General features: G+C 66.5%; 20 protein-coding genes. 10 read left to right on the top strand and 10 right to left on the bottom strand.

Features of this window, described 5'->3' with window-relative positions; all coding sequences use genetic code 11:
- Positions 1-43: 43 nt before the first annotated feature.
- Positions 44-1,096, top strand: coding sequence for a glycosyltransferase family 4 protein (locus ACZLZQ_RS11120; RefSeq protein ID WP_472949416.1), 1,053 nt, complete (start codon positions 44-46; stop codon positions 1,094-1,096).
- Here ACZLZQ_RS11120 and ACZLZQ_RS11115 read toward each other — a convergent pair.
- Positions 1,066-1,956 (bottom strand): glycosyltransferase family 25 protein, encoded by an 891-nt coding sequence (locus tag ACZLZQ_RS11115; RefSeq protein ID WP_472949415.1) that lies wholly within the window; start codon positions 1,954-1,956, stop codon positions 1,066-1,068. The genes ACZLZQ_RS11120 and ACZLZQ_RS11115 overlap by 31 nt on opposite strands.
- A 269-nt stretch (positions 1,957-2,225) precedes the next feature.
- Between ACZLZQ_RS11115 and trxB the strand changes: the two genes are divergently transcribed.
- From trxB to ACZLZQ_RS11095, 4 genes are all read left to right on the top strand, one after another.
- Positions 2,226-3,197: a thioredoxin-disulfide reductase gene (gene trxB / locus ACZLZQ_RS11110; protein ID WP_472932932.1), complete on the top strand. Its 972-nt coding sequence runs from the start codon at positions 2,226-2,228 to the stop codon at positions 3,195-3,197.
- Between the two features lie 254 nt (positions 3,198-3,451).
- The gene (gene mprF / locus ACZLZQ_RS11105; protein WP_472949414.1) at positions 3,452-6,073 is read left to right on the top strand and encodes a bifunctional lysylphosphatidylglycerol flippase/synthetase MprF; all 2,622 of its coding nucleotides are present in this window, start codon (positions 3,452-3,454) and stop codon (positions 6,071-6,073) included.
- Positions 6,073-7,473: a virulence factor family protein gene (locus ACZLZQ_RS11100; protein WP_472949413.1), complete on the top strand. Its 1,401-nt coding sequence runs from the start codon at positions 6,073-6,075 to the stop codon at positions 7,471-7,473. The genes mprF and ACZLZQ_RS11100 overlap by 1 nt, the downstream gene beginning before the upstream one ends.
- A 215-nt stretch (positions 7,474-7,688) precedes the next feature.
- A complete protein-coding gene (locus tag ACZLZQ_RS11095; RefSeq protein ID WP_472932937.1) occupies positions 7,689-8,585 on the top strand; it encodes a LysR family transcriptional regulator in 897 nt (298 codons plus the stop codon).
- A gap of 324 nt (positions 8,586-8,909) precedes the next feature.
- Here ACZLZQ_RS11095 and ACZLZQ_RS11090 read toward each other — a convergent pair whose 3' ends face one another.
- Both ACZLZQ_RS11090 and ACZLZQ_RS11085 read right to left on the bottom strand, forming a co-directional pair.
- Positions 8,910-9,533: a glycoside hydrolase family 25 protein gene (locus ACZLZQ_RS11090; protein ID WP_472949412.1), complete on the bottom strand. Its 624-nt coding sequence runs from the start codon at positions 9,531-9,533 to the stop codon at positions 8,910-8,912.
- A 151-nt stretch (positions 9,534-9,684) separates the two neighbouring features.
- Positions 9,685-10,890, bottom strand: coding sequence for a pyridoxal phosphate-dependent aminotransferase (locus ACZLZQ_RS11085; RefSeq protein ID WP_472949411.1), 1,206 nt, complete (start codon positions 10,888-10,890; stop codon positions 9,685-9,687).
- 429 nt (positions 10,891-11,319) lie between these two features.
- Here ACZLZQ_RS11085 and ACZLZQ_RS11080 point away from each other — a divergent pair, with 429 nt between their 5' ends.
- Both ACZLZQ_RS11080 and ACZLZQ_RS11075 read left to right on the top strand, forming a co-directional pair.
- Positions 11,320-11,862, top strand: a complete 543-nt coding sequence (locus ACZLZQ_RS11080) for a hypothetical protein (protein WP_472949410.1) — start codon at positions 11,320-11,322, stop codon at positions 11,860-11,862.
- A gap of 77 nt (positions 11,863-11,939) precedes the next feature.
- The gene (locus ACZLZQ_RS11075; protein WP_472949907.1) at positions 11,940-12,311 is read left to right on the top strand and encodes an acyl-CoA thioesterase; all 372 of its coding nucleotides are present in this window, start codon (positions 11,940-11,942) and stop codon (positions 12,309-12,311) included.
- Between the two features lie 81 nt (positions 12,312-12,392).
- Here ACZLZQ_RS11075 and ACZLZQ_RS11070 read toward each other — a convergent pair whose 3' ends face one another.
- Positions 12,393-12,770, bottom strand: a complete 378-nt coding sequence (locus ACZLZQ_RS11070) for a RidA family protein (protein WP_472949409.1) — start codon at positions 12,768-12,770, stop codon at positions 12,393-12,395.
- Positions 12,771-12,855: 85 nt separating this feature from the next.
- Entirely contained in the window at positions 12,856-13,173 is a 318-nt protein-coding gene (locus ACZLZQ_RS11065) for a DMT family transporter (RefSeq protein WP_472949408.1), read from the bottom strand.
- Between the two features lie 137 nt (positions 13,174-13,310).
- On the opposite strand from ACZLZQ_RS11065, the gene ACZLZQ_RS11060 reads away from it, so the two are divergent.
- Positions 13,311-13,868, top strand: a complete 558-nt coding sequence (locus ACZLZQ_RS11060; protein ID WP_472949407.1) for a TetR/AcrR family transcriptional regulator — start codon at positions 13,311-13,313, stop codon at positions 13,866-13,868.
- An 80-nt stretch (positions 13,869-13,948) separates the two neighbouring features.
- Here the strand turns inward: ACZLZQ_RS11060 and ACZLZQ_RS11055 are convergent, their stop codons facing one another.
- The 3 genes from ACZLZQ_RS11055 to ACZLZQ_RS11045 form a co-directional block, all read right to left on the bottom strand.
- Positions 13,949-15,259 carry an extensin-like domain-containing protein gene (locus ACZLZQ_RS11055; protein ID WP_472949406.1) on the bottom strand — a complete coding sequence of 437 codons (1,311 nt, stop codon included), beginning with the start codon at positions 15,257-15,259 and terminating at the stop codon, positions 13,949-13,951.
- A 292-nt stretch (positions 15,260-15,551) separates the two neighbouring features.
- Positions 15,552-16,616 carry an NAD(P)-dependent alcohol dehydrogenase gene (locus tag ACZLZQ_RS11050; protein WP_472949405.1) on the bottom strand — a complete coding sequence of 355 codons (1,065 nt, stop codon included), beginning with the start codon at positions 16,614-16,616 and terminating at the stop codon, positions 15,552-15,554.
- A gap of 180 nt (positions 16,617-16,796) precedes the next feature.
- Positions 16,797-17,051, bottom strand: a complete 255-nt coding sequence (locus ACZLZQ_RS11045) for a hypothetical protein (RefSeq protein WP_472949404.1) — start codon at positions 17,049-17,051, stop codon at positions 16,797-16,799.
- 86 nt (positions 17,052-17,137) lie between these two features.
- Here ACZLZQ_RS11045 and ACZLZQ_RS11040 point away from each other — a divergent pair, with 86 nt between their 5' ends.
- Positions 17,138-18,040, top strand: a complete 903-nt coding sequence (locus tag ACZLZQ_RS11040) for a LysR substrate-binding domain-containing protein (RefSeq protein ID WP_472949403.1) — start codon at positions 17,138-17,140, stop codon at positions 18,038-18,040.
- Positions 18,041-18,340: 300 nt separating this feature from the next.
- On the top strand, positions 18,341-21,166 hold the full coding sequence (gene uvrB / locus ACZLZQ_RS11035; protein ID WP_472949906.1) for an excinuclease ABC subunit UvrB: 2,826 nt from the start codon (positions 18,341-18,343) through the stop codon (positions 21,164-21,166).
- 223 nt (positions 21,167-21,389) lie between these two features.
- On the opposite strand, the gene ACZLZQ_RS11030 is transcribed toward uvrB, so the two are convergent.
- On the bottom strand, positions 21,390-21,527 hold the full coding sequence (locus ACZLZQ_RS11030) for a hypothetical protein (protein WP_472932958.1): 138 nt from the start codon (positions 21,525-21,527) through the stop codon (positions 21,390-21,392).
- A 237-nt stretch (positions 21,528-21,764) separates the two neighbouring features.
- The gene (locus tag ACZLZQ_RS11025) at positions 21,765-22,094 is read right to left on the bottom strand and encodes a hypothetical protein (RefSeq protein WP_472949402.1); all 330 of its coding nucleotides are present in this window, start codon (positions 22,092-22,094) and stop codon (positions 21,765-21,767) included.
- Positions 22,095-22,203: the final 109 nt, after the last annotated feature.

The following is a 22,203-nucleotide window of genomic DNA, read 5'->3' as shown; positions in this document are numbered from 1 at the left end:
GGTCTCTCCTTCCCGGGAGATCGCCCGAGCCGGACGAGATGATTTGATGGATATCCGCGACGTCGAGGTGATTGCCCCGAACTTCAAGCGCCGCCTGTCCGGCGTCACCTCGACGATCATCCAGCTGGTGCCATTGCAGCGCCAGTCGATCGGCATCGCCACGCTCGGCCCTGGCCTGCCGGATCACCTGCCGAAGCTGCGCTGGCCGCAGCTCTTCGGCCTGTGGTCGAAGCCGGCACGCCGGCCCTTCCGCATCTGGCATGCCCGCCGCAACACCGAGATGCTCGGCGGTCTCGTGCTGCGAGATCTCCTGCGCATGCGGCTGAAGCTCGTCTTCACCTCCGCCGCCCAGCGGCGCCATACCGTGTGGACCCGCTTCCTGATCCGCCGCATGGACGCCATCATCGCCACCAGCGGCCGCAGCGCAGCCTTTCTCGAGCGGCCTGCAACGGTCATCCTGCACGGCATCGACCTCGACGCCTTCTCGCCGGTCCCGCGCGCAGCGCCCTCCCCGGCCCTGCGAAAACTCGAGGGACGGCTGGTCGTCGGCTGTTCCGGCCGGATCCGGCACCAGAAGGGCACCGACGTCTTCGTCGCCGCGATGATCGCGCTGCTGCCGCAGCAGCCCGAATGGACGGCGGTCGTCACGGGGCGAACGACGGCCGAACACGCGGACTTCGAGCGGGAACTGCGGGATAAGGTCACCAAAGCGGGACTTACTGAGCGCATTCTTTTCGTCGGCGAGGTCGATGACATCGCCGGCTGGTTCCAGCGTTTTGACCTCTACGTCGCGCCGCCCCGCAACGAGGGCTTCGGGCTGACGCCGCTGGAGGCGATGGCATCCGGAACGCCCGTCGTCGCCTCGGACGCCGGCGCATTTCGCGAGTTGATCGTCGAGGGTGTGACCGGCGCTGTCGTGCCGGTCGACGATGTCGGCGCCATGGCGGCCGCGATCGCGCCGTACCTTGCCGACAGCGCCCTGCGTCATGCAGCGGGCCTTGCAGCCCTTTCGCATGTGCAGGCCAAGTTTCCACTGTCGCGCGAGGCCGCGGAGATCGGGGCCGTCTACGAGGGGCTGTGGTCCGCCGGCAGCTGAAACTCGGCCTCGACGATGTCGACCAGCCGGTAGCGATGGCCGAGCACCCGCCGGGCGTGCTCCTCCAACAACCGGAACTGTGTCGCTGCGCGGCGGAGGTGGAACGGCAGGTTCTCCCGCGTCGCCGGCAGCCGCCCGCGCGGGACCTGGATCGACGTTGCCGTCGGGATCGGCACGGGAAGGCCACGCTCCGCCAGGAGATGCATCTGCATCGCTAGCGCCGGCTCGACCTGGAAGGAGGCGAGTGCCTTCAGGCCATGCAGGAAGGCGTCGACCGGGGCAGCCCCGCGCTCCGCCCGGAGCAGCAGTTTGCGCGCGCCCGCAGGCCAGAGCAGATAGGCGGCCGAGCCGGACTTGTCGCGCGCGACCCCGAGCACGGATAGGCCATCGCGGAGCTTGCGCCGCTCGCCGGTGAGGAAGCGCCGGCGTTCGAAATTCTCGAGGTTCAGGAGATCGACGCCGGCAAGGCCCGCCACCTGGTCGAGAAGGCTCGGCAGCCGTGGCGACAGCATCACGTCGTCCTCGAGCACCAGCACGGGGTCCACGCCATCAGCGATCTCGCGCCACAGCGCCTGGTGCGACAAGAAGCAGCCGAGCTCCGGCTTGGTCAGCGGGCGCTCCCAGGAGCGGCCAATCCTTGCCGCCGTGGCATCGGTGATCTCGGCGGCCTCGACCGCCGCCATTCGCTCGAGCCGCAACCCCAGCCGCTCGCCCTGGCGCTCCATGAACTGGCGCCGCTCAGCCGCGCGCCCAAGATTGATGAAGACGCTCCGCACCGGCGATCGCGCCCCGGCAGCATCGCCACCCGGCAGAAGCTCGGCTTCCCCTTGCGAAAGCGGCGGCGGGCTGTGGCTCGGCATGGGGCCCCATTCAGGCAGGATCAGGATCGGTCGCCTCGGTGATTGCCCTCCTCTAGCCGGGATGGCGGGGGAGCGAAACCCTTCCCGCCTTCACCGGGCGGTCGCCATCCAGCGATCTCCCGGCCGCAAGCGGACCGTCTCCTCCACCGCTTCCGCCGGCTGTCGTGTTGTCAGTGCCGGTGCCCCCGGCTATGGAAGACGCCAGCCTTGAAAGCGCCCGACCGCACGGCCATTTCAAGGCGTCCCGCCTCTCCTTGTCCGAGTTGCAGATGACCGAGCGCCACGCCCCCGTCCTGATCATCGGTTCCGGCCCCGCCGGCTACACCGCGGCGATCTACGCCGCGCGGGCGATGATGAAGCCCTTGCTCGTCGCCGGCCTGCAGGAAGGCGGTCAGCTGACCATCACCACCGACGTCGAGAACTATCCTGGCTTCGCCGACCCCATCCAAGGCCCGTGGCTGATGGAGCAGATGAAGGCGCAGGCGCTGCATGTCGGCACCGAATTCGCCAGCGACCTCATCGTCGAGGTCGATCTCGACCGTCGGCCCTTCCGGCTGCGCGGCGACAGCGGCACGGTCTACACCTGCGATTCCCTGATCATCGCGACCGGGGCCCAGGCCAAGTGGCTGGGCCTCGATTCCGAACAGCATTTCCAGGGTTTCGGCGTTTCGGCTTGTGCGACCTGCGACGGCTTCTTCTACCGCGGCAAGGATGTCGTCGTCGTCGGCGGCGGCAATACGGCGGTCGAGGAGGCGCTCTACCTCTCGCACATCGCCAGTTCGGTCACCGTCGTCCACCGCCGCGACAGTTTCCGGGCCGAGCGAATTTTGCGCGAACGGCTTGCCGCCAAGGACAATGTCAACGTCATCTGGAACGCCGAGGTCGACGAGATCCTCGGCACGACGACGCCGATGAAGTCCGTCACCGGCATCCGCCTCCGCGACCGCATCTCCGGCGCCCTGACAGAGAAGCCGACGCATGGCGTGTTCGTCGCCATCGGCCACGCCCCGGCGGTCGAACTGTTCACCGGTAAGCTGCGGCAGAAGGACTCAGGCTATCTCTGGGTCGAGCCCGGCACGACGCAGACCTCGGTACCCGGCGTGTTTGCCGCAGGCGACGTTGCCGACGACGTGTTCCGTCAGGCGGTAACCGCTGCGGGGCTCGGCTGCATGGCCGCGCTGGAAGCCGAAAAGTGGGTGGCCGCCGCGGCGATGGACGAGGAACGGCAGGCCGCCGAATAGCTCGGCATTAAACGACCACGTCGTTTAGTAGCCAGACATTAATCCTTGCGATCGAAATCAAGCTTCGCACCTCGCGTGGTTTGCTATATCGGCCGTCGGAGCGTCCTGCAGCGGGGCGCCGCACCGTAATTCCGCCTTACCTTCCTCCGATGCAATGGCGCGTCTGCGATTAGCCGAACCGCTGAGCGCAGGTCCGGGCGGGCAACCGGCCGGGCAAGGATCGAACGGCGGAGCAGCCGGTCGAAGGGGGTTTGATGAGTTCCACCGACACGTCGATCAATCCGGAGCCGTCGGCCGCAGTCCCCGCTTCGCGCCTTTCCCTTGCCGGGGAGTGGCTTTCCGCGCACCGCTCGATCCTTGGCATCGCCGCCGTCGTGGCGGTCCTGGCGATCGCCGCCTTCGCCTTGATGCGCCTGACGTCTGAAGTGCGGTACGATGACGTCATCGCGGCTTTCGATGCCACCGGCTGGCCCGCGGTGGCGCTGGCGATCGGTTTCACGCTCGTCAGCTTCGTCAGCCTTACCTTCTACGACGTCGGCGCGCTCTCCTATGTTGGCCGGAAACTCTCCTATCCCGCGGTCGCCGCGACGGCGCTCTGCGCCTATGCAGTCGGCAATACCGCCGGTTTCGGCCCGCTCTCGGGCGGCGCCATCCGCTACCGCGGCTACACCCGCCTCGGCCTGACGCCGGAGGAGATCGCCAAGGTCATCGCCTTCGTCACCGTCGCCTTCGGCCTCGGCCTTTTGACGCTGTCGGCGCTCGGCGTCCTGTTCATCGCCGGAACGGTCTCACCCTATCTCGGCCTGCCGCCACTGACGCTGCGCCTTCTGGCCGTTGTCGGTCTCCTGCCCGTCGTCGCGCTCGCGGTCATCGGCCGCGACGGCCACCCTGTACGTCTCGGCCGTTTCGGCTTCCGACTGCCCTCCCGGACGCTGGTGCTGCGCCAGTTCGCGGCGACCGTCATCGACGTCTGCGCGTCCGGCGCGGTGCTCTACGTCCTCCTCCCGCCGACCGATATCGGCTTCCCCACCTTCGTGTGCATCTACGCGGTGGCGATCGCCATCGGCGTGCTCAGCCATGTGCCGGCCGGTCTCGGCGTGTTCGAGACGGTGATCGTGGCGGCGCTGGGCAGCGCCGTCGACATCGACCGCGTGCTCGGCGCACTGGTCCTCTACCGCGTAATCTACTACCTCCTGCCGCTGCTCTGCGCGGCGGTCTTCGTCAGCCTCGCCGAACTGCGCGGCGCGCTCAGCGCCAGCATGGGCACCGAGCTCAAGCTCGCCGGCCGGCGGCTGGCCCCGCCGGTGCTGGCGACGCTGTCGCTGGTCTTCGGCCTGATGCTGATCCTCTCCAGCGTCACGCCGACGCCGACGTCAGATCTCGAGGCCCTGCAGAACGTCGTGCCGCTGTTCATCGTCGAAGGCGCGCACTTCCTGACGAGCCTTCTCGGCCTCGTCTTCCTGGTGATGGCGCGCGGCCTTGCCCAGCGGCTCGACGGAGCGTGGCTGGTGGCGCTGACGACGACGGTCGCGGCAATGTTGATGGCGCTGGTCCAAGCGGTCGCCGTGCACGAAGCGGCGCTGCTCCTGTTCTTCGCGCTGGCGCTGATCGCCACCCGCAAGGAGTTCAGCCGTCCAGCCTCGATCTTCCGCCAGGCGCTGACCGGCCCCTGGATCGCCGCAATGCTGACGATCTGCGTCAGCGCCGTGATCGTCCTTCTCTTCGTCTACCGCGATGTCGAATACGGCAACGAACTCTGGTGGCAGTTCGAGTTCACCTCCGAGGCTCCGCGCAGCCTCCGTGCCATGCTCGGCATCACCATCCTTGCCAGCGGCCTTGCCATCTGGAGCCTGGTGCGCCCGGCGATCGGGCGGATCGAAGACCCCGTCGAGGACGACATCGACCGGGCAGCGGAGATCGTGCGGCAGCAGGAGTCCGCCGACGGCAATCTGGTGCGGATGGCCGACAAGAGTGTGCTGTTCTCCAAGGACGGCCGGGCGTTCATCATGTACGCCCGCCGCAACCGCTCGCTGCTCGCCCTCTTCGATCCGATCGGGCCGCGCGACGCCTGGCCGGAACTTGTCTGGCAGTTCGTCGAGATGGCGCATGGCTGCGGCTGCCGCGGCGTCTTTTACCAGGTCTCCCCGGAAGCACTGTCGATCTATGCGGACGCAGGCATGCGCGCCTTCAAGCTCGGCGAACTCGCGATGATCGACCTCAGCAAGTTCATCCTTGCCGGTGGCAAGCGCGCCGGCCTTCGCCAGGCGAAGACCCGCGGCCAGCGCGACGGGCTGGAGTTCTCCGTCATCGAGCAGCCAGACGTTCCCGCGGCTTACGACGAACTGAAGGCCGTCTCCGACGCTTGGCTGGCACGCCACATGGCAAGCGAGAAGGCCTTCTCCCTCGGGGCGTTCGACGAGGCCTACGTCAAGGCACAGCCGGTCGCGGTGCTGCGCAAGGACGGCCATATCGTCGCCTTCGCCACCTTGATGGTGACCGACACCAAGGACGAGTCCTCGGTCGACCTGATGCGCTTCCACCCGGACGCGCCCGGCGGTTCGATGGACTTCCTGTTCGTGCTGCTGCTGGAGTACCTGAAAGAAGCCGGCTTCAAGCGGTTCAACATGGGCATGGCGCCCTTGTCGGGAATGTCCGGCAACCGGCACGCCCCGATCTGGGACCGGATCGGCACGACGCTCTTCGAGCACGGCGAAAAATATTACAACTTCAAGGGACTGCGCGCCTTCAAAGCCAAATTCCACCCGGAATGGAAGCCGCGCTACATGACGACGTCCGGCAGCCTCAGCCCCGCCCTCGCGCTGATGGACGTAACCTTGCAGATCGGCGGCGGCTTCAAGGGAGTGGTGCGCAGGTGATGTCCGTTCGTTCCAGCATGCTCGCGGCGCTCCTTGCGCTCTCGGCTCCCGCCCTGGCGCAGACCGCCCCGACAGCCCCCGTCGCCCCGGCCCCGGCACCGGCTGCAGCCGGCACCGCCGCCCCGTTCGACTATGGCATGATCCCGCCGCAGCACATCGTCATGCCGAAGGGCGAGGCGAAGGCGATGGTCGTGCTGCTGTCGGATCAGGCCGGCTGGACGCAAGCGGAGACGACGCTGGCGGATGACCTGTCGGCCAAAGGTGCCTTCGTCATCGGCATCGATCTCAAGGAATACTACCCCGCGCTGGAGAAGGACCAGGACGACTGCGTCTACATGGTCTCCGACATCGAGAGCCTCAGCCAGCAGGTCCAGCGGTCGGTCGGCGGCAGCATCTACCATCTACCGATCGTGGCGGGCCTTGGCGGCGGCGGCGCTTTGGCGCTGGCGATCGCGGCCCAGACGCCAGACGCCACCATCCAGCACACCATCGCCGTCGATCCGCAAGGCGGCATCCCGCTGGCGAAGGAGCTCTGCACCGATGCCGTGCGCCAGCAGGCCGGCGCGGTCTCGACCTATGGTCTGGCCGATGGCGACCTGCCCGACCCCGTCACCGTCATCCTGACGCCGACAGCACCGGCCGACGGGCGCGCGCATGTCGAAGCCTTGGTCAAAGAGCACGACGACATCACCGTCACCGAGAGCGACGATGCGGCGGCTGCAGCGCTCGCGGACGCGATCGACGCGGCGATGGAAACCGGCGCCTCCGACGAGCTCGGCCTGCCGCTGAGCGTGCTCGAGACCAAGCCGACGCGCGACACGATGGCGATCATCTACTCCGGGGACGGCGGCTGGCGCGACATCGACAAGGAGATCGGCCAGGCCTTCCAGGACGAGGGCATGCCGACCATCGGCGTCGACGCCCTCCGCTATTTCTGGTCGGAGCGCACGCCCAAGGAGACGGCCGCCGACCTCTCGCGGATCATCGAGTTCTACACCAAGCGCTGGGGCGTGAAGCACGTGCTCTTGGTCGGCTATTCCTTCGGCGCCGATGTCCTGCCAACCACGTACAATCTGCTGCCGGCCGCCGACAAGGCGAAGGTCGCCGAGCTCTCGCTGCTGGCCTTGTCGAAATCGGCCAACTTTCAGATCTCGGTCATGGGCTGGCTCGGGGTCGACGACGACGACGCCTCGAACGTCGCCCAGGTCGGCAAGATCGACGCCAAGCTGATCCAGTGCGTCTACGGCACGGAGGACGACGACACGATTTGCCCCGACCTCAAGGCGTCCGGCGTGGAGCTGATCCCCACCGAGGGCGGTCACCATTTCGATGGTGACTACTCCGCCATCGGCGCCAAGATCCTGGCGGGTCTCGATGCCCGGCTGAAAGCCAAGCCGTGAAGGCCGCTTCGTCGCGCCAGAGGCTTTAGAAGCGGCTTCTCTGGCTTCGGCGATCGATTATGCCCGTCGTGCCTTGATCCCCCCATCTGGATGCGGTCTACGATGGAGGGAACGGGATGCAGGACGCGCGGCTTGACCGTTGCGGTACGGCACACGTCGGCTGGACAACGAAGAGCCGAAGGCTCGATAAGGCTGGCAGGCAGGGAGAAACCAGGATGGCGCTCGACTGGGACAAGCTGCGGATTTTCCATGCCGCAGCCGAGGCCGGCTCCTTCACCCATGCCGCGGATGTTCTTAACCTCAGCCAGTCGGCGATCAGCCGACAGGTCGCCTCGCTGGAGCAGGAGATCGGCGCACCGCTGTTCCATCGCCATGCCCGCGGGCTGGTGCTGTCCGAGCAAGGCGAACTTCTATTCCAGACCGCGGCGGAGGTGCTGAAGCGGCTGGAAATGGTCCGCATGCAGCTGACCGAGACGCGGGAGAAGCCGACCGGCCGGCTGAGGGTCACGACGACCGTCGGCCTAGGCTCCGGCTGGCTCACCGAGCGCGCCAAGGAGTTCCTCGAGCTCTATCCCGAACTCGAGCTGCAGCTCGTTCTCGACAACGAGGAAATCGACCTGACCATGCGCAAGGCGGATGCGGCGATCCGCTTGCGCCAGCCGCAGCAGCCCGACCTCATCCAGCGCCGGCTGTTCACCGTGCACCTGCATGTCTATGCCGCCCCCACCTACCTCCAGCGCTTCGGTACGCCAGAGACGGTGCAGGACCTCAGCCAGCACCGGCTGATCACCTTCGGCGAACCGGCGCCGCAATACCTGCGCAACCTCAACACGCTGGAAACGGTCGGGCTGCCGGACGGCCAGTCGCGCTCGTCGATCCTGCAGATTAACAACCTCATGTCGATCAAGGCGGCAATCGAGCGCGGCATCGGCCTCGCGCTGCTGCCGGACTACATGATCGACAAGAACTCCAAGCTGGTCCAAGTGCTGCCGGAAATGGAGATGCCGACCTTCGACACCTATCTCTGCTACCCCGAGCAGCTCAGGAATTCGGCCAAGCTCAAGGTTTTTCGCGACTTCCTGATCTCGAAGGCGCGGACCTGGTCGTACTGAACCCCGACCGGTGGCGGAAACTTCCACGCACCAGTGCTTGGCAGATTGAGTGCCCATCAAACAGACAGCTCACTGAACCGCCTATTTCCTATGCATGCGGCGCATGGCAGGCATGTCATTTTGCCAGTGGTCGCGGCGGGCAGGACTGGTAGCCTCATCTCATCGAACGCGGGAAGGCACCTCCTCCCACCGGACCGCTTCGAGCGTCTCCTCCCAAGGATCTGCCAGCAGATCCTTTTTTAAGCCGGGCTCTCGCGAACCCGGCTTTTTCTTTGGCGGCGTTTTCGCGCGGATGAAGCCCGGTGCCGGTGAGGCTTGCGGCCCTCAGTGCAGCCAGAGCCGTTTCAGCTGCGCCTCGTCACCGTTGAACTTGTCGCGGTCACAGCGCCCTGCTCCATCCACATCATGCGGGGCCGGCCCGACCGAGCCGTCGGTGTACTGCCACATCGTCCAGGTGTTCCAGTTCCGCGGCACGACCGGTGTCGGGCCGTACTGCGCCAGCCAGAGCCAGCACTGCGCCAGGGTGCTGTCGGTGCCGTTGCCCAGCAATTGCTTGATGTAGTGGCCGGAGTAGAGGCCGGGAAACTTCCCTTGCTTCGCCTCTATATGGGTGACGAAGGCCCTCGCCTCTTCCAGCCCCATGCTGGGCCCGGTCGGGTTCGGCTGGAAGTCGAGCACGAGGAGGGTCTTGTCGTCGGGTTCGGCGACATCGAGGAAATGCTCTGCCTGCTTCACCCCGTCGCTGCCGGTCGCGAAGTGGTAGGCACCCCAGAGGAGACCTGCTGCAACGGCACCCTTACGGTGCGCGGCGTAGGTCTGGTCGACATTGCTTTGACCCTGCGTCGCCTTGTGGAAGACGCCGACAATGCCGGCCTCTTTGATCTTGGCGAAATCCAGATGTCTGTTGTGGTGCGAGATATCGATGACGGCATTCAGGACAGTCGGCATGCTTTCCACTCCCCGTTGAACGACAGGGGAAAAATACACCAAACCGGCGGACTGCCGAAAAGGAGACTGCGTAGCCAGAACGAAAAACGGCGGCCCCTCGCGGAGCCGCCGTCTGATCTTTGAGTGGCGTGAGAGGCTTGCCGAGCCGGCCTCAGCTCTTCAGGCTAGAGCAGAAGCGCTGGATGCGCGAGCAAGCGTCCTCCAGCAGGGCCTCCGACGTCGCATAGGAGATGCGGAAGTTCGGGCCGAGGCCGAAAGCCGAACCGTGCACGACCGCGACGCCCTCGGCCTCCAGCAGCTCGGAGACGAAGTCCTCGTCGGTCTCGATCACCTTGCCGGCCGGGGTCTTCTTGCCGATCAGGCCCTTGCAGGAGGGGTAGACGTAGAAAGCGCCTTCGGGCGACGGGCATTCGATGCCGCTCGCCTGGTTCAGCATGGACACCACGAGGTCGCGGCGGCCCTCGAAGATCACCCGGTTCTTCGGGATGAAGTCCTGCGTGCCGTTCAGCGCTTCGACCGCCGCCCATTGCGCGATCGAGCAGGCGCCCGAGGTCTGCTGGCCCTGGATCATGTCCATCGCCTTGATCAGCGCCAGCGGACCCCCGGCATAGCCGATGCGCCAGCCGGTCATCGCATAGGCTTTCGACACGCCGTTGATCGTCAGGGTCCGGTCGTAAAGGCCGGGCTCGACTTCGGCAGGCGTCGTGAAGGTGAAGTCGCCGTAGACGAGGTGCTCGTACATGTCGTCGGTCATCACCCAGACATGCGGGTGGCGCATCAGAACATCGGTCAGCGCCTTGAGCTCATTGCGGGTATAGGCCGCGCCCGAGGGGTTCGACGGCGAGTTGAACAGGAACCACTTGGTCTTCGGCGTGATCGCCGCTTCCAGCGCCTCCGGCGTCACCTTGAAGTTCGCCTCGATCGTCGTCTCGATGATCACCGAGGTGCCGTTGCAGATCGCCACCATCTCGGGATAGCTGACCCAGTAGGGCGCGGGGATGATGACCTCGTCGCCCTCGTCGAGCGTCGCCATGAAGGCGTTGAACAGGATCTGCTTGCCGCCGGTGCCGACGATGGTCTGCTCGGGCTTGTAGTCGAGATTGTTCTCGCGCTTGAACTTCTTCGAGATCGCCTCGCGCAGCTGCGGGATGCCGGAGACCGGGGTGTACTTCGTCTCGCCGCGGTTGATCGCGTCGATCGCCGCCGCCTTGATGTTGTCGGGCGTGTCGAAGTCGGGCTCGCCGGCACCGAGGCCGATGACGTCGCGACCCTGGGCTTTCAGCTCGCGCGCCTTCTGCGAGACGGCAATGGTGGCGGAGGGCTTTACGCGGTCGAGGGCGGCGGCAAGAAATGCCATGGGAACGGCTCCGGCTGTCATGATTCCAAGGTCTGCAGCGGCGACCCCGCCTGCAAAAACCGGCGAACCGTAAGCGCGGCAGGGACTTGGTGCAAGCCGCGGATCAGGCATAGACCGATGAATTAAGCTGATGGGCGGCGTTGCCCATTTCAATTGGATCGGGCCCCGCTCCCGGCTCAGTCTAGCGCCTGCAGAGCGAGGAGAGCGCGATCATCGCCCTCCACGGCCTGCAGGATTTCGGCAATTGCCACCTCCGACGCTGGATTGCCGCGATGGCCGCTCTGCCCGACTACCTGCTCACGGCAGGGCTGCCGGGACCCTCCGGCAGATGATGGCGATTGCATCCGTCGGCGGCCTCCCGCAGTAGCTGATATGATCGGCATCGCGGCACATGGATTGTGGCATGACGCGTGACGGAGGGAGGCGGATTTGACGGCCAAGACAGCGCTTCGCTCGCTGCTGATCCTCCTGATGTTGCCGATTGCCGCCAGCGTTGGGTTCATGGCGATCGGCCCGGAACGGGTTTACACCTGGATTGCCGGTCCGGCAGACCAGGGCGCGGTGGATTTCGCGACGCTGCAGCGCCGCACAAGGCCGACCGACAGCCTCGCCTGTTCTCCCGCACTTTGCCGCATTAGCGTCGACCTCGCTCTGCCGATCTATGCAGATACGCCCGCCGTGCTGATGGGGCGGCTCGATAGCGTGGTGCTTGCCGACAGCGGCAATCTGGTTCGGGTCGATGACGGCACCCGCCCCGCTTACCGCCGCTACGTCGCCCGCACGGCGGCCATGCGCTTCCCCGATACGATCGACGCGGAGGCGCAGACCCTTGCCGGCGGCAGCGGCCTGATGATCTACGGCCGCTCGCAGCTCGGCACCGGCGACTGGGGCGTGAACCTTTCCCGGCAGCGCGGCTGGGCCGCCGCCCTTGCGATCATCGCCGGGCCCGTCACGGGGCCGCCGACATCCTGAACGCCGCCTGCGCTTTGCAAGCCGCCGGCTTTTCGCTACGCAGGCAGAGTAATGAGGAGACGGACGTGACCGACGAAATGCCGAAAGGCGACCTGACCATGCGCGTTCCGGCGATTTCTGCCGACGCCAATGCCGCCGGCGACGTATTCGGGGGCTGGGTGATCTCGCAGATGGACCTCGCCGCCGGCCTCAGCGGCGCCGACCGTGCGCGGGGCCGCGTCGCCACCGTCGCGGTCAATGCGCTGACCTTCAAGAAGCCGGTGAAGATCGGCGACACGCTGTCGGTCTATTCGACGATCCAGAAGGTCGGCCGCAGCTCGATCACCATCCTGATCGAGGCCTGGGCGCAGCGGCATCTGACCCGGGAACTGGTCAAGGTCACCGAGGGCATCTTCGTCATGGTTGCCCTCGACAAAGACGGCAAGCCAGTGGAAATCCCGGCGGAGTAAGTGCAGCGTCGCCGCCCCTGGCGCTTCTGATACCCCCATCACCCCGAAACACGGGGTATCACCGGCCGCTCGTCTGCCGGATCAGTCCTTCATCGCGATCGCCTGCACCTTGATCCTTGCCCCGAAAGGCAGCCTGGCGGCCTCGTAAATGGTTCGGGCGGGGCGTGGATCGAACAGCTCAGCGTAAAGAGCGTTCACGCTCGGCAAATCGTCGAGATCAGCAAAGGCGATGTCGACGTAGACGATGTCCTCCCGGGTGAAACCGGCTTCGGTAACGATCGCGAACACCAGTTCGAACGCCCGCTCCGCCTCTTCACGCGCCGTGGCCGCACGGTAGCCGTCGTCGTAGACCGACAGCTGTCCGGAGATGTGGCAGGTGTTGCCGACCACCACGGCGTTCGAGATGGGCGAGGCAGATTTGGGGACGCCGGGGACATCGACGATGAAGCGTCTGGGCATGCTCTGAACCTTTGTCCTGCAGCGGTCGTCGGCGACGGCGGGGATGGTAAGCCGGCAGCGTTTCCGGCCAGCTACTCCCGGCGGCTCAATGGGCGAGCTTCAGGGTGATGACGCCGGCAACGATTAGGGCCACACCGGCATAGCGGGCGATGGACGTCGGGTCGCCGAAAATCATCACGCCGACCGTGAACGTTCCGGCCGCCCCGATGCCGGTCCAGATCGCGTAGGCCGTTCCGATCGGGATATCGCGCTGGGCCAGCCAGAGCAGCAACCCGCTCGCCACCATGAAGACAGCGGCTATGGCGAGGCCGACACCGCGGGTCTCGGGCGTCTGGGCGATCTTCAGCCCGACCGGCCAGCCGATCTCCAGCAATCCCGCCCCTACCAGATACAACCACGCCATGACGCGCTCCTTCTCCCTGTTTTCGCCGCCGGGCCGGAAAAGCCGATCCTTTCCCGCTAGCGCTTGTCCAGTTTGAAATACGCACGTATTCTAATTTTTCAAGCACCTGTTTGAAATGGTGCGAAGGAGAAGTTCCGATGGGGCGACGTCAGACGATCGACCGGGAGAAGGTGCTCGCCGTCGCCGAAAACATCGTCGGGCAGCGGGGTGCGGCTGCCCTGACGATCGATGCAGTGGCCAAGGCTGCGGGGATCACCAAGGGCGGGGTGCAATCGTCCTTCGGCACCAAGGAGGCACTGATCGCCGCCATGCTGCGCCGCTGGATGCAGGACTATGCCAAGCGCGCCCGTGGTCTCGCCGGAGAGGATCCCTCGCTCGCGCAGCGGGTCGCCGCGCATGTCGAGGTGACGCACCGCGAAGACGAGGACACCCAGCGTCGGGCGGCCAGCCTGCTGGCACTGCTGCTGCAGACGCCGGAGCATCTCGCCGACATGCGGCAGTGGTATCAGGTGCAGGCGGCCGGACTGCACGCCGACGACCCGGCGGCACGGCGCGCACGTCTGGCTTTTCTCGCGACGGAAGGCGCCTTCTTCCTCCGGTTCTTCGGCCTGCTGCCGTTTCCGGCGACCGAATGGGAAGCGGCCTTCGCCGACATCCAGGACCTCCTGGCATCGAAGGATCCCGGCGCGTCCTGATTGTCACGCCGCTTCCCGCCAGAGCATTCGCCTGCTGGCGACCGCGTGCCGGCGGCCGGTCTACGGCGCCGGCCGCCTTGCTACTTGCACACCGCGCGGCGGCGCTGCTTGGTGTCGAGGTGCAGGTGGTCGGCATGGTCCTCGTTGTAGCCGGGTCCCAGCACCGTGCCGAAATAGCGGCAGGCGCTCTCGCGCACCTTGCGCTGGAACGCCTTCTGGCGGAACTCGAAGAAGCCCTTCCGCTCGATCTCCATGAACGAGCCGTCGGCGAACTTGAAGCCGCGCACGTCGAGGGCATCGCCGCTGGCGTGCTGGCTGATCGAGCGCGAGCCGGCGATCCGAGAGCAGCGATAGGACGAGGCGTTGATCAGCACAGTCGGACGCTGCAGCAGCTTCCACCGGGCCGCCGGCATCACCTCGTTCTTCATCCACTGCGCCACCCGCAGCGTCGCCATGCAGTTCATCGTCGCCACCGGGCGGATCGCCACCCCCGGCACAATGTCGGTGACCTTGACGGGATAGTCGATGCCGCAGCTGCGGCCGCGGCTGATCGAGCTGGCGTCGACGAATTTGACGCCGAGCTGCTGCAAGGCCCGCCGGCACATCACCTCGTTCCTGGGCATCGGCTGGTAGCCGCTCGGTGTTTCGTCTTCCAGCGCGCCGCGGCCGTCGTCGAGCATCGCGGGGCCGGGGCGGCGGGGCGGCGCGATCGCCTCCAGCGAGGCATAGCTCGGTGGCGCCCGCTTGACCCGCCGCGACGGTGGCGCTTGGCCCGGGGTGACGTCCTTCAGCCCGGCCCAGGGATCGGCCCGTGGCTCACCGGTCCCGAAGCCTGGATCCTCGTCGACCTCGATCGGCGCCCCCAGCGGCGGCAGCGCGCCCGGCTCGGCCGAGGCCTCGCGCGCTTCCCCCGCATCGAGCGCGGCACCCGCCTCGCCGTCGATCGGGGTGTAGAGCTGCACGTCGCCCGACCCGTCGTCGATAGCGAGCGCGTCGGCGGGCGTGTCCGCCTGGCGGGTTTTGGACGGGGGCGTCTCCGGCGAGAGATCGGCACTCGTGTCGGGAAGGGCTGCGGCAGGAGATGGCGGCCAGTCTGGCGCTTCCTCGGGCACTCCCGTTACTCCATCGCCGGGAGCGCCGGGAGCCGCAAGCGGCGCATAGGCCTGCGGCTGCGGACGGGACGGCACGACCGAGCGGCTCGGAACGTAGACCGGCACCTCGCCGGGACGCGGGGCTGCCGGCACGGGTCCACCCCAGACCATTTTCGGCGCGACACCGCCGGTCACGACGGGGTCGATGTCCCCGGCAATCGCGGAGGGAATGGCGTCCGCTGCCAGACCAAACGCGGCAGCGGACACCCAGATGCGCCATCCGTCTCTACGCAACATCATCGGACGGCCCTCGTGCCCGCGATACTCCAGCGGACACGGACAGGCTACGCGGTCTTGGTAAGCGAATGCTGAACGCGGCCGATCCGAGGCGCCGTTTCCGTAGCGGATTCTGTCGCGATGGCAGGACAGGATTGGCGCCATGAGGGCAAGCCGCCATACGCACGGCGGTCTCACCGCCGGAAGCCACGCAGCAAAAGGCCCGGAAATCGATGCCGATTTCCGGGCCGATAATTTGACGCGAGGTCGCTTCAGCCCAGCCGCCGACGGCGGAACGCCGGCCGAAGCTTGCCGGTCAGGCGGCCTGTTCGACAGCGTCCAGCGACGCCATGTCGATCACGAAGCGGTAGCGGACATCGTTCTTAAGCAGGCGTTCATAGGCGGTGTTGACGTCCTGGATGGCGATCATCTCGACGTCGCTGACGATCCCGTTGGCGGCGCAGAAATCGATCATCTCCTGCGTCTCCGGCATCCCACCGATCATCGATCCCGCAATGCTCTTGCGGCCGCCGATCAGGTTGAAGCCCATCAGCGGATCGAGCGCCGTCAGCGCGCCGACGAGAACCATGGTGCCGTCGACGGTCAGGAGCGCCGCATAAGGGTTGATGTCATGGCCGACGGGGATCGTGTTCAGCAGGAAGTCGAAGGTGCCGCGCGCAGCCGTCATTGCCGCCTCGTCCTTCGAGACCAGCACCGCGTCGGCGCCGAGGCGCAGCGCATCCTTGCCCTTCTCCGGCGAGGTCGTGATCATCACGACTTCGGCGCCCATCGCCTTGGCGAACTTCACGCCCATGTGGCCGAGCCCGCCGAGGCCGACGATGCCGACCTTCTGGCCGGGACCGACCTTCCAGTGCTTCAGCGGCGAATAAGTGGTGATGCCGGCGCAGAGGAGAGGCGCCACCGCCTTCAGGTCGAGGCTCTCGGGAATGCTGACCACGAAGCGCTCCTCGACGACGATCCTGTCGGAATAGCCGCCATAGGTCGGGGCGCCGCTCTCGCGCTCGCGCCCGTTATAGGTGACCGTGCATCCCTCGGCGCAATACTGCTCGAGGCCAGCCAGGCACGGTTTGCAGTGACGGCACGAATCCACCATGCAGCCGACGCCGGCGAGGTCGCCGACCTTCAGCTTGCGGACCTCGGAGCCGACCTCGGAAACGCGCCCGACGATCTCGTGACCGGGCACCATCGGGTAGATCGAGCCGCCCCAGTCGTTGCGGGCCTGGTGGAGATCGGAATGGCAGACGCCGCTGAAGAGAATGTCGATGCGAATGTCGTGCGGACCGGTATCGCGGCGCTCGAAGCTGTAGGGAGCGAGCGGCTGGTCGGCAGCGGACGCTGCAAAGCCTTGGCAGATGAACATGGCAATCCTTGATGGTTCGGCTGCTCCCAGAAAAAGGAAGACACGCCTCAACAGGCGAACTAGGCCTCACCCGACGGTGCGCAAGGCGGCGCATTGTCTCGGAGCGTCCCTCAGCCTCTTCCGCCTCGACACCGACCAAACGCCGCCTGGCTCCGCCGTCCCTCATTGCCGGATCCGCTTTCAGAAGGGCGGGCCCCGCTCGAATAACCGTTCACGTTCCGAGGGCGGCAGCAGGTCCGAACGGCGCAAGACGACATCCGGTCCATCGAACAGGCCGATGTCTCGCAGCATGTCATCGCGTGCCTCCATCAGGTCGAGCGGTCTTTCCCGCCTCGGACGCGGCTTGCGAAGGACACGCTTTGCGACTTTCCAGACGCCCACGAAAAGCCTTTTACTCCAGCCTTCCGTTATGGTGTTCGAGGGGGCGTTAGCCATGATGGTCTCCTTGACAGAGACCCATCTCACCATGCGATCGTCCCGCACTCCAATCGAAGATCGAGGATGAACCATGAGGAGGTTCGATGGCTAGAACGCTTCCGCCGCTGGCGGCCTTGCGGGTCTTTGAGGCGGCGGCACGGCACCTGAACTTCACCCGGGCCGCCGAAGAACTCGGCATGACCCAGAGTGCCGTCAGCTACCAGATCAAGGTGCTGGAGGACCGCGTCGGCTCGCCGCTGTTCGTGCGGCGAGCGCGCGACGTCGTGCTGACCGAAGCCGGGCGGGCCTTGGCACCGGCCACCAGCGACGCCTTCGACCGCATCGCCGCGGCCTTTTCCGCGGCCCGCGGCGCGAGCGAGGGTGTCCTGACCCTCAGCGTGCAACCGACCTTTGCCTCGAACTGGCTCGCCGAGCGGCTCGGTTCCTTTCAGCTGGCCCATCCCAAGCTCGCCGTCCGGCTGGACGTTTCCAACCGGCTGAGCGACCTCGTGCAGGACGATGTCGATATCGCCATCCGCTCCGGACCCGGCAGCTGGGCCGGGCTGGAGGAGCATCGCCTGCTCGCCTGCAGTTTTACTCCGATGCTGAGCCCGGCACTCGCGGAGCGCTTCGGGCCGATCTCCGGACCGTCGGACATGCTGCGGATCCCCCGCGTCTTCCCTGCCGATCCGTGGTGGGACATCTGGTTCGAGGCGGCCGGCATGGCCAACCCGCCGGCGTCGGACGACACGCCGCTCAGCGATCTCGGCACACAGAGCATCGAAGGCCGCGCCGTCATGGCCGGACAGGGCATCGGCCTTCTCATGCCGGCCTTTTTCCACGAGGAACTGGCCGCCGGCCGGCTTCTCGCGCCGTTCGACCTCCTCGCCACCAACGGCCATTCCTACTGGCTCTGCTATCCCAAGAGCCGCCGAGCTGTGCCGAAGATCCGGGCCTTCCGGGACTGGCTGCTCGCCGCGATCGCCGACAGCGTTCACACGGCATAAAGCCGCGTTGGAACATTCCGGCAACCCCTTCCCGACTCCGTTGGCTTCCCCCATATTCACGGCATGGCTCCTCCCCAGCAGAAATCCCCCCGGCGCTCGCCGATCCTCGACTTCTCCGACGCTTCCGAGCGTCTTGCGCCCGGCTTCGGCGAGGCCCCCCAGGCCGAGTTCGAGGGGGCGCCGCTCGGCGGCGCCGTCTCCGGCTGGGCCGAAGAGATCGCGCGCGCGGCCGAGGATCAGGCGGAACGCGCCGCCGACATCGACACCGTGGCGGCCGAGACCAGGCCCGCCGCACCCAAACTGCCGAAGAAGCAGAAACTGCCAGATGCCAAGGCGGGCCGCTCCGCCCGCGGCACGTCGATGGGCGGCACCACCGATCCGAAGAAACGCGCCGCCGCCGGGCTCAATCCGGTGGCCGGCATGGACATCAGCCTGGAGGACGCCTCGGCGCTGCCGGAAGGCGGCGTGACCGCCACCGTTGAGGCGCTGTCGCGGCTGATCTCCGAGGGCAACCCGCTGATCAAGAACGGCGAGGTCTGGATCCCCCACCGCCCTGCCCGGCCGGAAAAGTCGGAAGGCGGCGTGCCCTTCCGCATCCAGTCGCAGTTCGAGCCGGCCGGCGACCAGCCGACGGCCATCGCCGACCTCGTCGCCGGCATCAAGGAGAACGACCAGACGCAGGTGCTGCTCGGCGTCACCGGCTCCGGCAAGACCTTCACCGTCGCCAAGGTGATCGAGGCGACGCAGCGCCCGGCGCTGATCCTCGCGCCGAACAAGACGCTCGCCGCCCAGCTCTACGGCGAGTTCAAGAACTTTTTCCCCGACAACGCCGTCGAGTATTTCGTCTCCTACTACGACTACTACCAGCCCGAGGCCTACGTGCCGCGCTCCGATACCTTCATCGAGAAGGAGTCCTCGATCAACGAGCAGATCGACCGGATGCGCCACGCCGCCACCCGCTCGCTGCTCGAGCGCGACGACGTCATCATTGTCGCCTCGGTCTCCTGCATCTACGGTATCGGCTCGGTCGAGACCTATACGGCCATGACCTTCCAGATGGCGGTGGGCGACCGGCTCGACCAGCGCCAGCTCCTCGCCGACCTCGTGGCTCAGCAGTACAAGCGCCGCGACATGGATTTCCAGCGCGGCTCGTTCCGGGTGCGGGGCGACACGATCGAAATCTTCCCGGCGCATCTGGAAGACCGGGCCTGGCGCATCTCGCTGTTCGGCGACGAGATCGAGAGCATCCAGGAATTCGACCCGCTGTCGGGCAACAAGACCGACGACCTTCAGAGCGTGAAGATCTACGCCTCCTCGCACTACGTCACCCCTAGGCCGACGCTGCAACAGGCGGTGAAGTCGATCAAGATCGAGCTAAAGCAGCGCGTCGAGGAACTGACCAAGGCCGGCCGCCTTTTGGAGGCGCAGCGGCTGGAGCAGCGCGTCACCTTCGACGTCGAGATGATCGAGGCGACCGGCTCCTGCGCCGGCATCGAGAACTATTCGCGCTACCTCACCGGCCGCCAGCCCGGCCACCCGCCGCCGACGCTGTTCGAATACCTGCCGGACAACGCCCTCGTCTTCATCGACGAGAGCCATGTCACCATCCCGCAGATCGGCGCGATGTACCGGGGCGACTTTCGGCGCAAGGCGACGCTCGCCGAATACGGTTTCCGCTTGCCCTCCTGCATGGACAACCGGCCGCTTCGTTTCGAGGAGTGGAACGCCATGCGGCCGCAGACTGTCGCGGTCTCCGCGACACCTGGTGCGTGGGAGCTGGAGGATGCCGGCGGCGTCTTCGCCGAACAGGTCATCCGCCCGACCGGCCTCACCGATCCGCCGATCGAGATCCGCCCGGCCCGCTCCCAGGTCGACGATCTCCTTGGCGAAATCCGTTCGACGGTGGCTGCCGGCTACCGCGTGCTTGTCACCGTGCTGACGAAGCGCATGGCCGAGGATCTCACCGAATACCTGCATGAGCACGGCGTGCGCGTGCGCTACATGCACTCCGACATCGAGACGCTGGAGAGGATCGAGATCATCCGCGACCTCCGCCTCGGGGCGTTCGACGTGCTGGTCGGCATCAACCTGCTGCGCGAGGGTCTCGACATTCCCGAATGCGGGCTCGTCGCCATTCTCGACGCCGACAAGGAAGGCTTCCTGCGCTCGGAGACCTCACTGATCCAGACCATCGGCCGCGCCGCGCGCAACGTCGACGGCAAGGTGATCCTCTATGCCGACAAGGTCACCGGCTCGATGGAACGCGCGATCGCCGAGACCGACCGCCGCCGCGACAAGCAGACGGCCTACAACACCGAGCACGGCATCACCCCGGCGAGCGTGAAGGCGCAGATCGCCGACATCCTCGACTCCTACTACGAGAAGGACCACGTGCGCGTGCCCACCGGCGCGCTCGCCGCCGAGGGTGCCATGGTCGGCAGCAATCTCAAGGCGCACCTCGACCACCTGCAGAAGGAAATGCGCGACGCCGCCGCCAATCTCGACTTCGAGACCGCCGCGCGGCTGCGCGACGAGGTCAAGCGCCTGCAGGCGACGGAACTCGCCATCGGCAACGATCCGCTGGCCCGCGATCTCGACCTCGAGGGCCCGTCTTCCGGGCGCACCAAGCACGGCGGCAAGCTGAAGGGCCCGCAAGGACCGGCGCTGGCACCGGGTTCGGTCGGCACCTTCGAACGCTCGGGGCCGTCGCTGATCAAGGCGGCGAAGGCGAAAGAAGCGGCGGAAGCGGAGAAGCCCTCCTACTTCCAGAAGCCGGACCTCGACAATATGGGTCCCGGCACCGACACCGCCGTTCCACGCCGCGACGGCTTCCGCAAGAACAGCCTGGACGAGATGACCGTCGGCCGGACGGAGAAGCCGGTCCAGAAGGGCAAGCTGCCGGTGAAGCCGGTCGATCCCTCCGCGAAACTCTCGGCCGCCGCCAAGCGCCTGATCGGCACGCAAGCGGCGCCCATGCAGGACAAGCCGCGCCCGGTCGACGACGGCGGCAACCCGGACGACCTCCGCCCGATCCGCCGAGAGCGCATCGGCATCGGCAGCCACGAGGACCCGGCGCCGCGGAAGGCGGGTCGCCGCACGGGCAAAACGGGTCGGCCGGGGCGGTAAAACGTCGAACAGGCTATTGCGACGCTCAGTATCTAGCGCTTCGCGATGCAAGTTCCGTTCTTCTCCCCTTTGGGGAGAAGGTCGCGGCAGCGGGATGAGGGGTTTTCGCCGCGCCGTCCAGATAGACAGCCTCCCGCGCCGACCCTCATCGCCCTGCCGGGCACTTCTCCCCGGAGGGGAGAAGAAGGAGCCTTGGTGTTGGCTGTAGGACTTCGGACGCGGCCTAGTCGTTGCCCATTGGATTGCTTGTCGCTTCGGCACGTTCGCGCCAAGTGTCGCCGGGGCGGATCGGCTTGTTGATTTCCGAAAGGCATGCGGTCAGCGATAGCGCTGCGACGAGCAGGAGGACGGTATGCTTCATCTTGTATCTCTCATGGGGGTCTAGCTGTCGTATCGAAGACAGTGGCGGCAGGCTTTGCCCGGAACAAGGCCATCGCCTTCGAGAGTCAACGCCGCCTGCATGCGTTAAGGGTCACTTGGCACAGCTGAACAATTTAAATCAGATCGAGAGGACCGGGTTGCAGCGTGCTTGGCGAGACGCTGCTTATGATGGCTGACGCGGCGGGTAAAACGACCGACAGCGTCAGCCATCCCTGTCTTACTTAACGACCGGGACACCGGAATCGTCAGAGGTGTCCTGGTCGACGAGGTCGTCGTTGGACCCCGTGGTGCTCGGCGCGAGGGTTCCCTCACCGCCAACGCCGTTCTGCAGCCCGCCCGGCCCCTTTGGCTGGCCTGCTTCGCTATCGGCGGCCGAGTCCGCCGTCGGGTCGAGCCCGACGCCTGGAAGGCCGGGCGCAGCCGGAATACCGATCGGCGTTCCCTGCTGGGTCTCGGTCACGCCTGCCGGCAGCGCGGGATCGGAGGTCTGCGCCAGCGCAGGGCTGGCGAGGAGGACGGTGGAAACGAGTAGGAGGCTCAGGCGCATGGTACTCTCCGAAGAAGATCAGGATGGCTTCGGAGAGAGAACAGGCGAGCATCGGCTGGTGTTCCGCCGCCTCGGTGGCGAAGCTCCGGCTTGGCGTTCACATGCCAGA

It is taken from the genome of Mesocryomonas lacus (assembly GCF_055730105.2).
The sequence above is the reverse complement of the archived record's forward strand: the minus strand, read 5'-3'. Positions and strand labels throughout refer to the sequence as shown.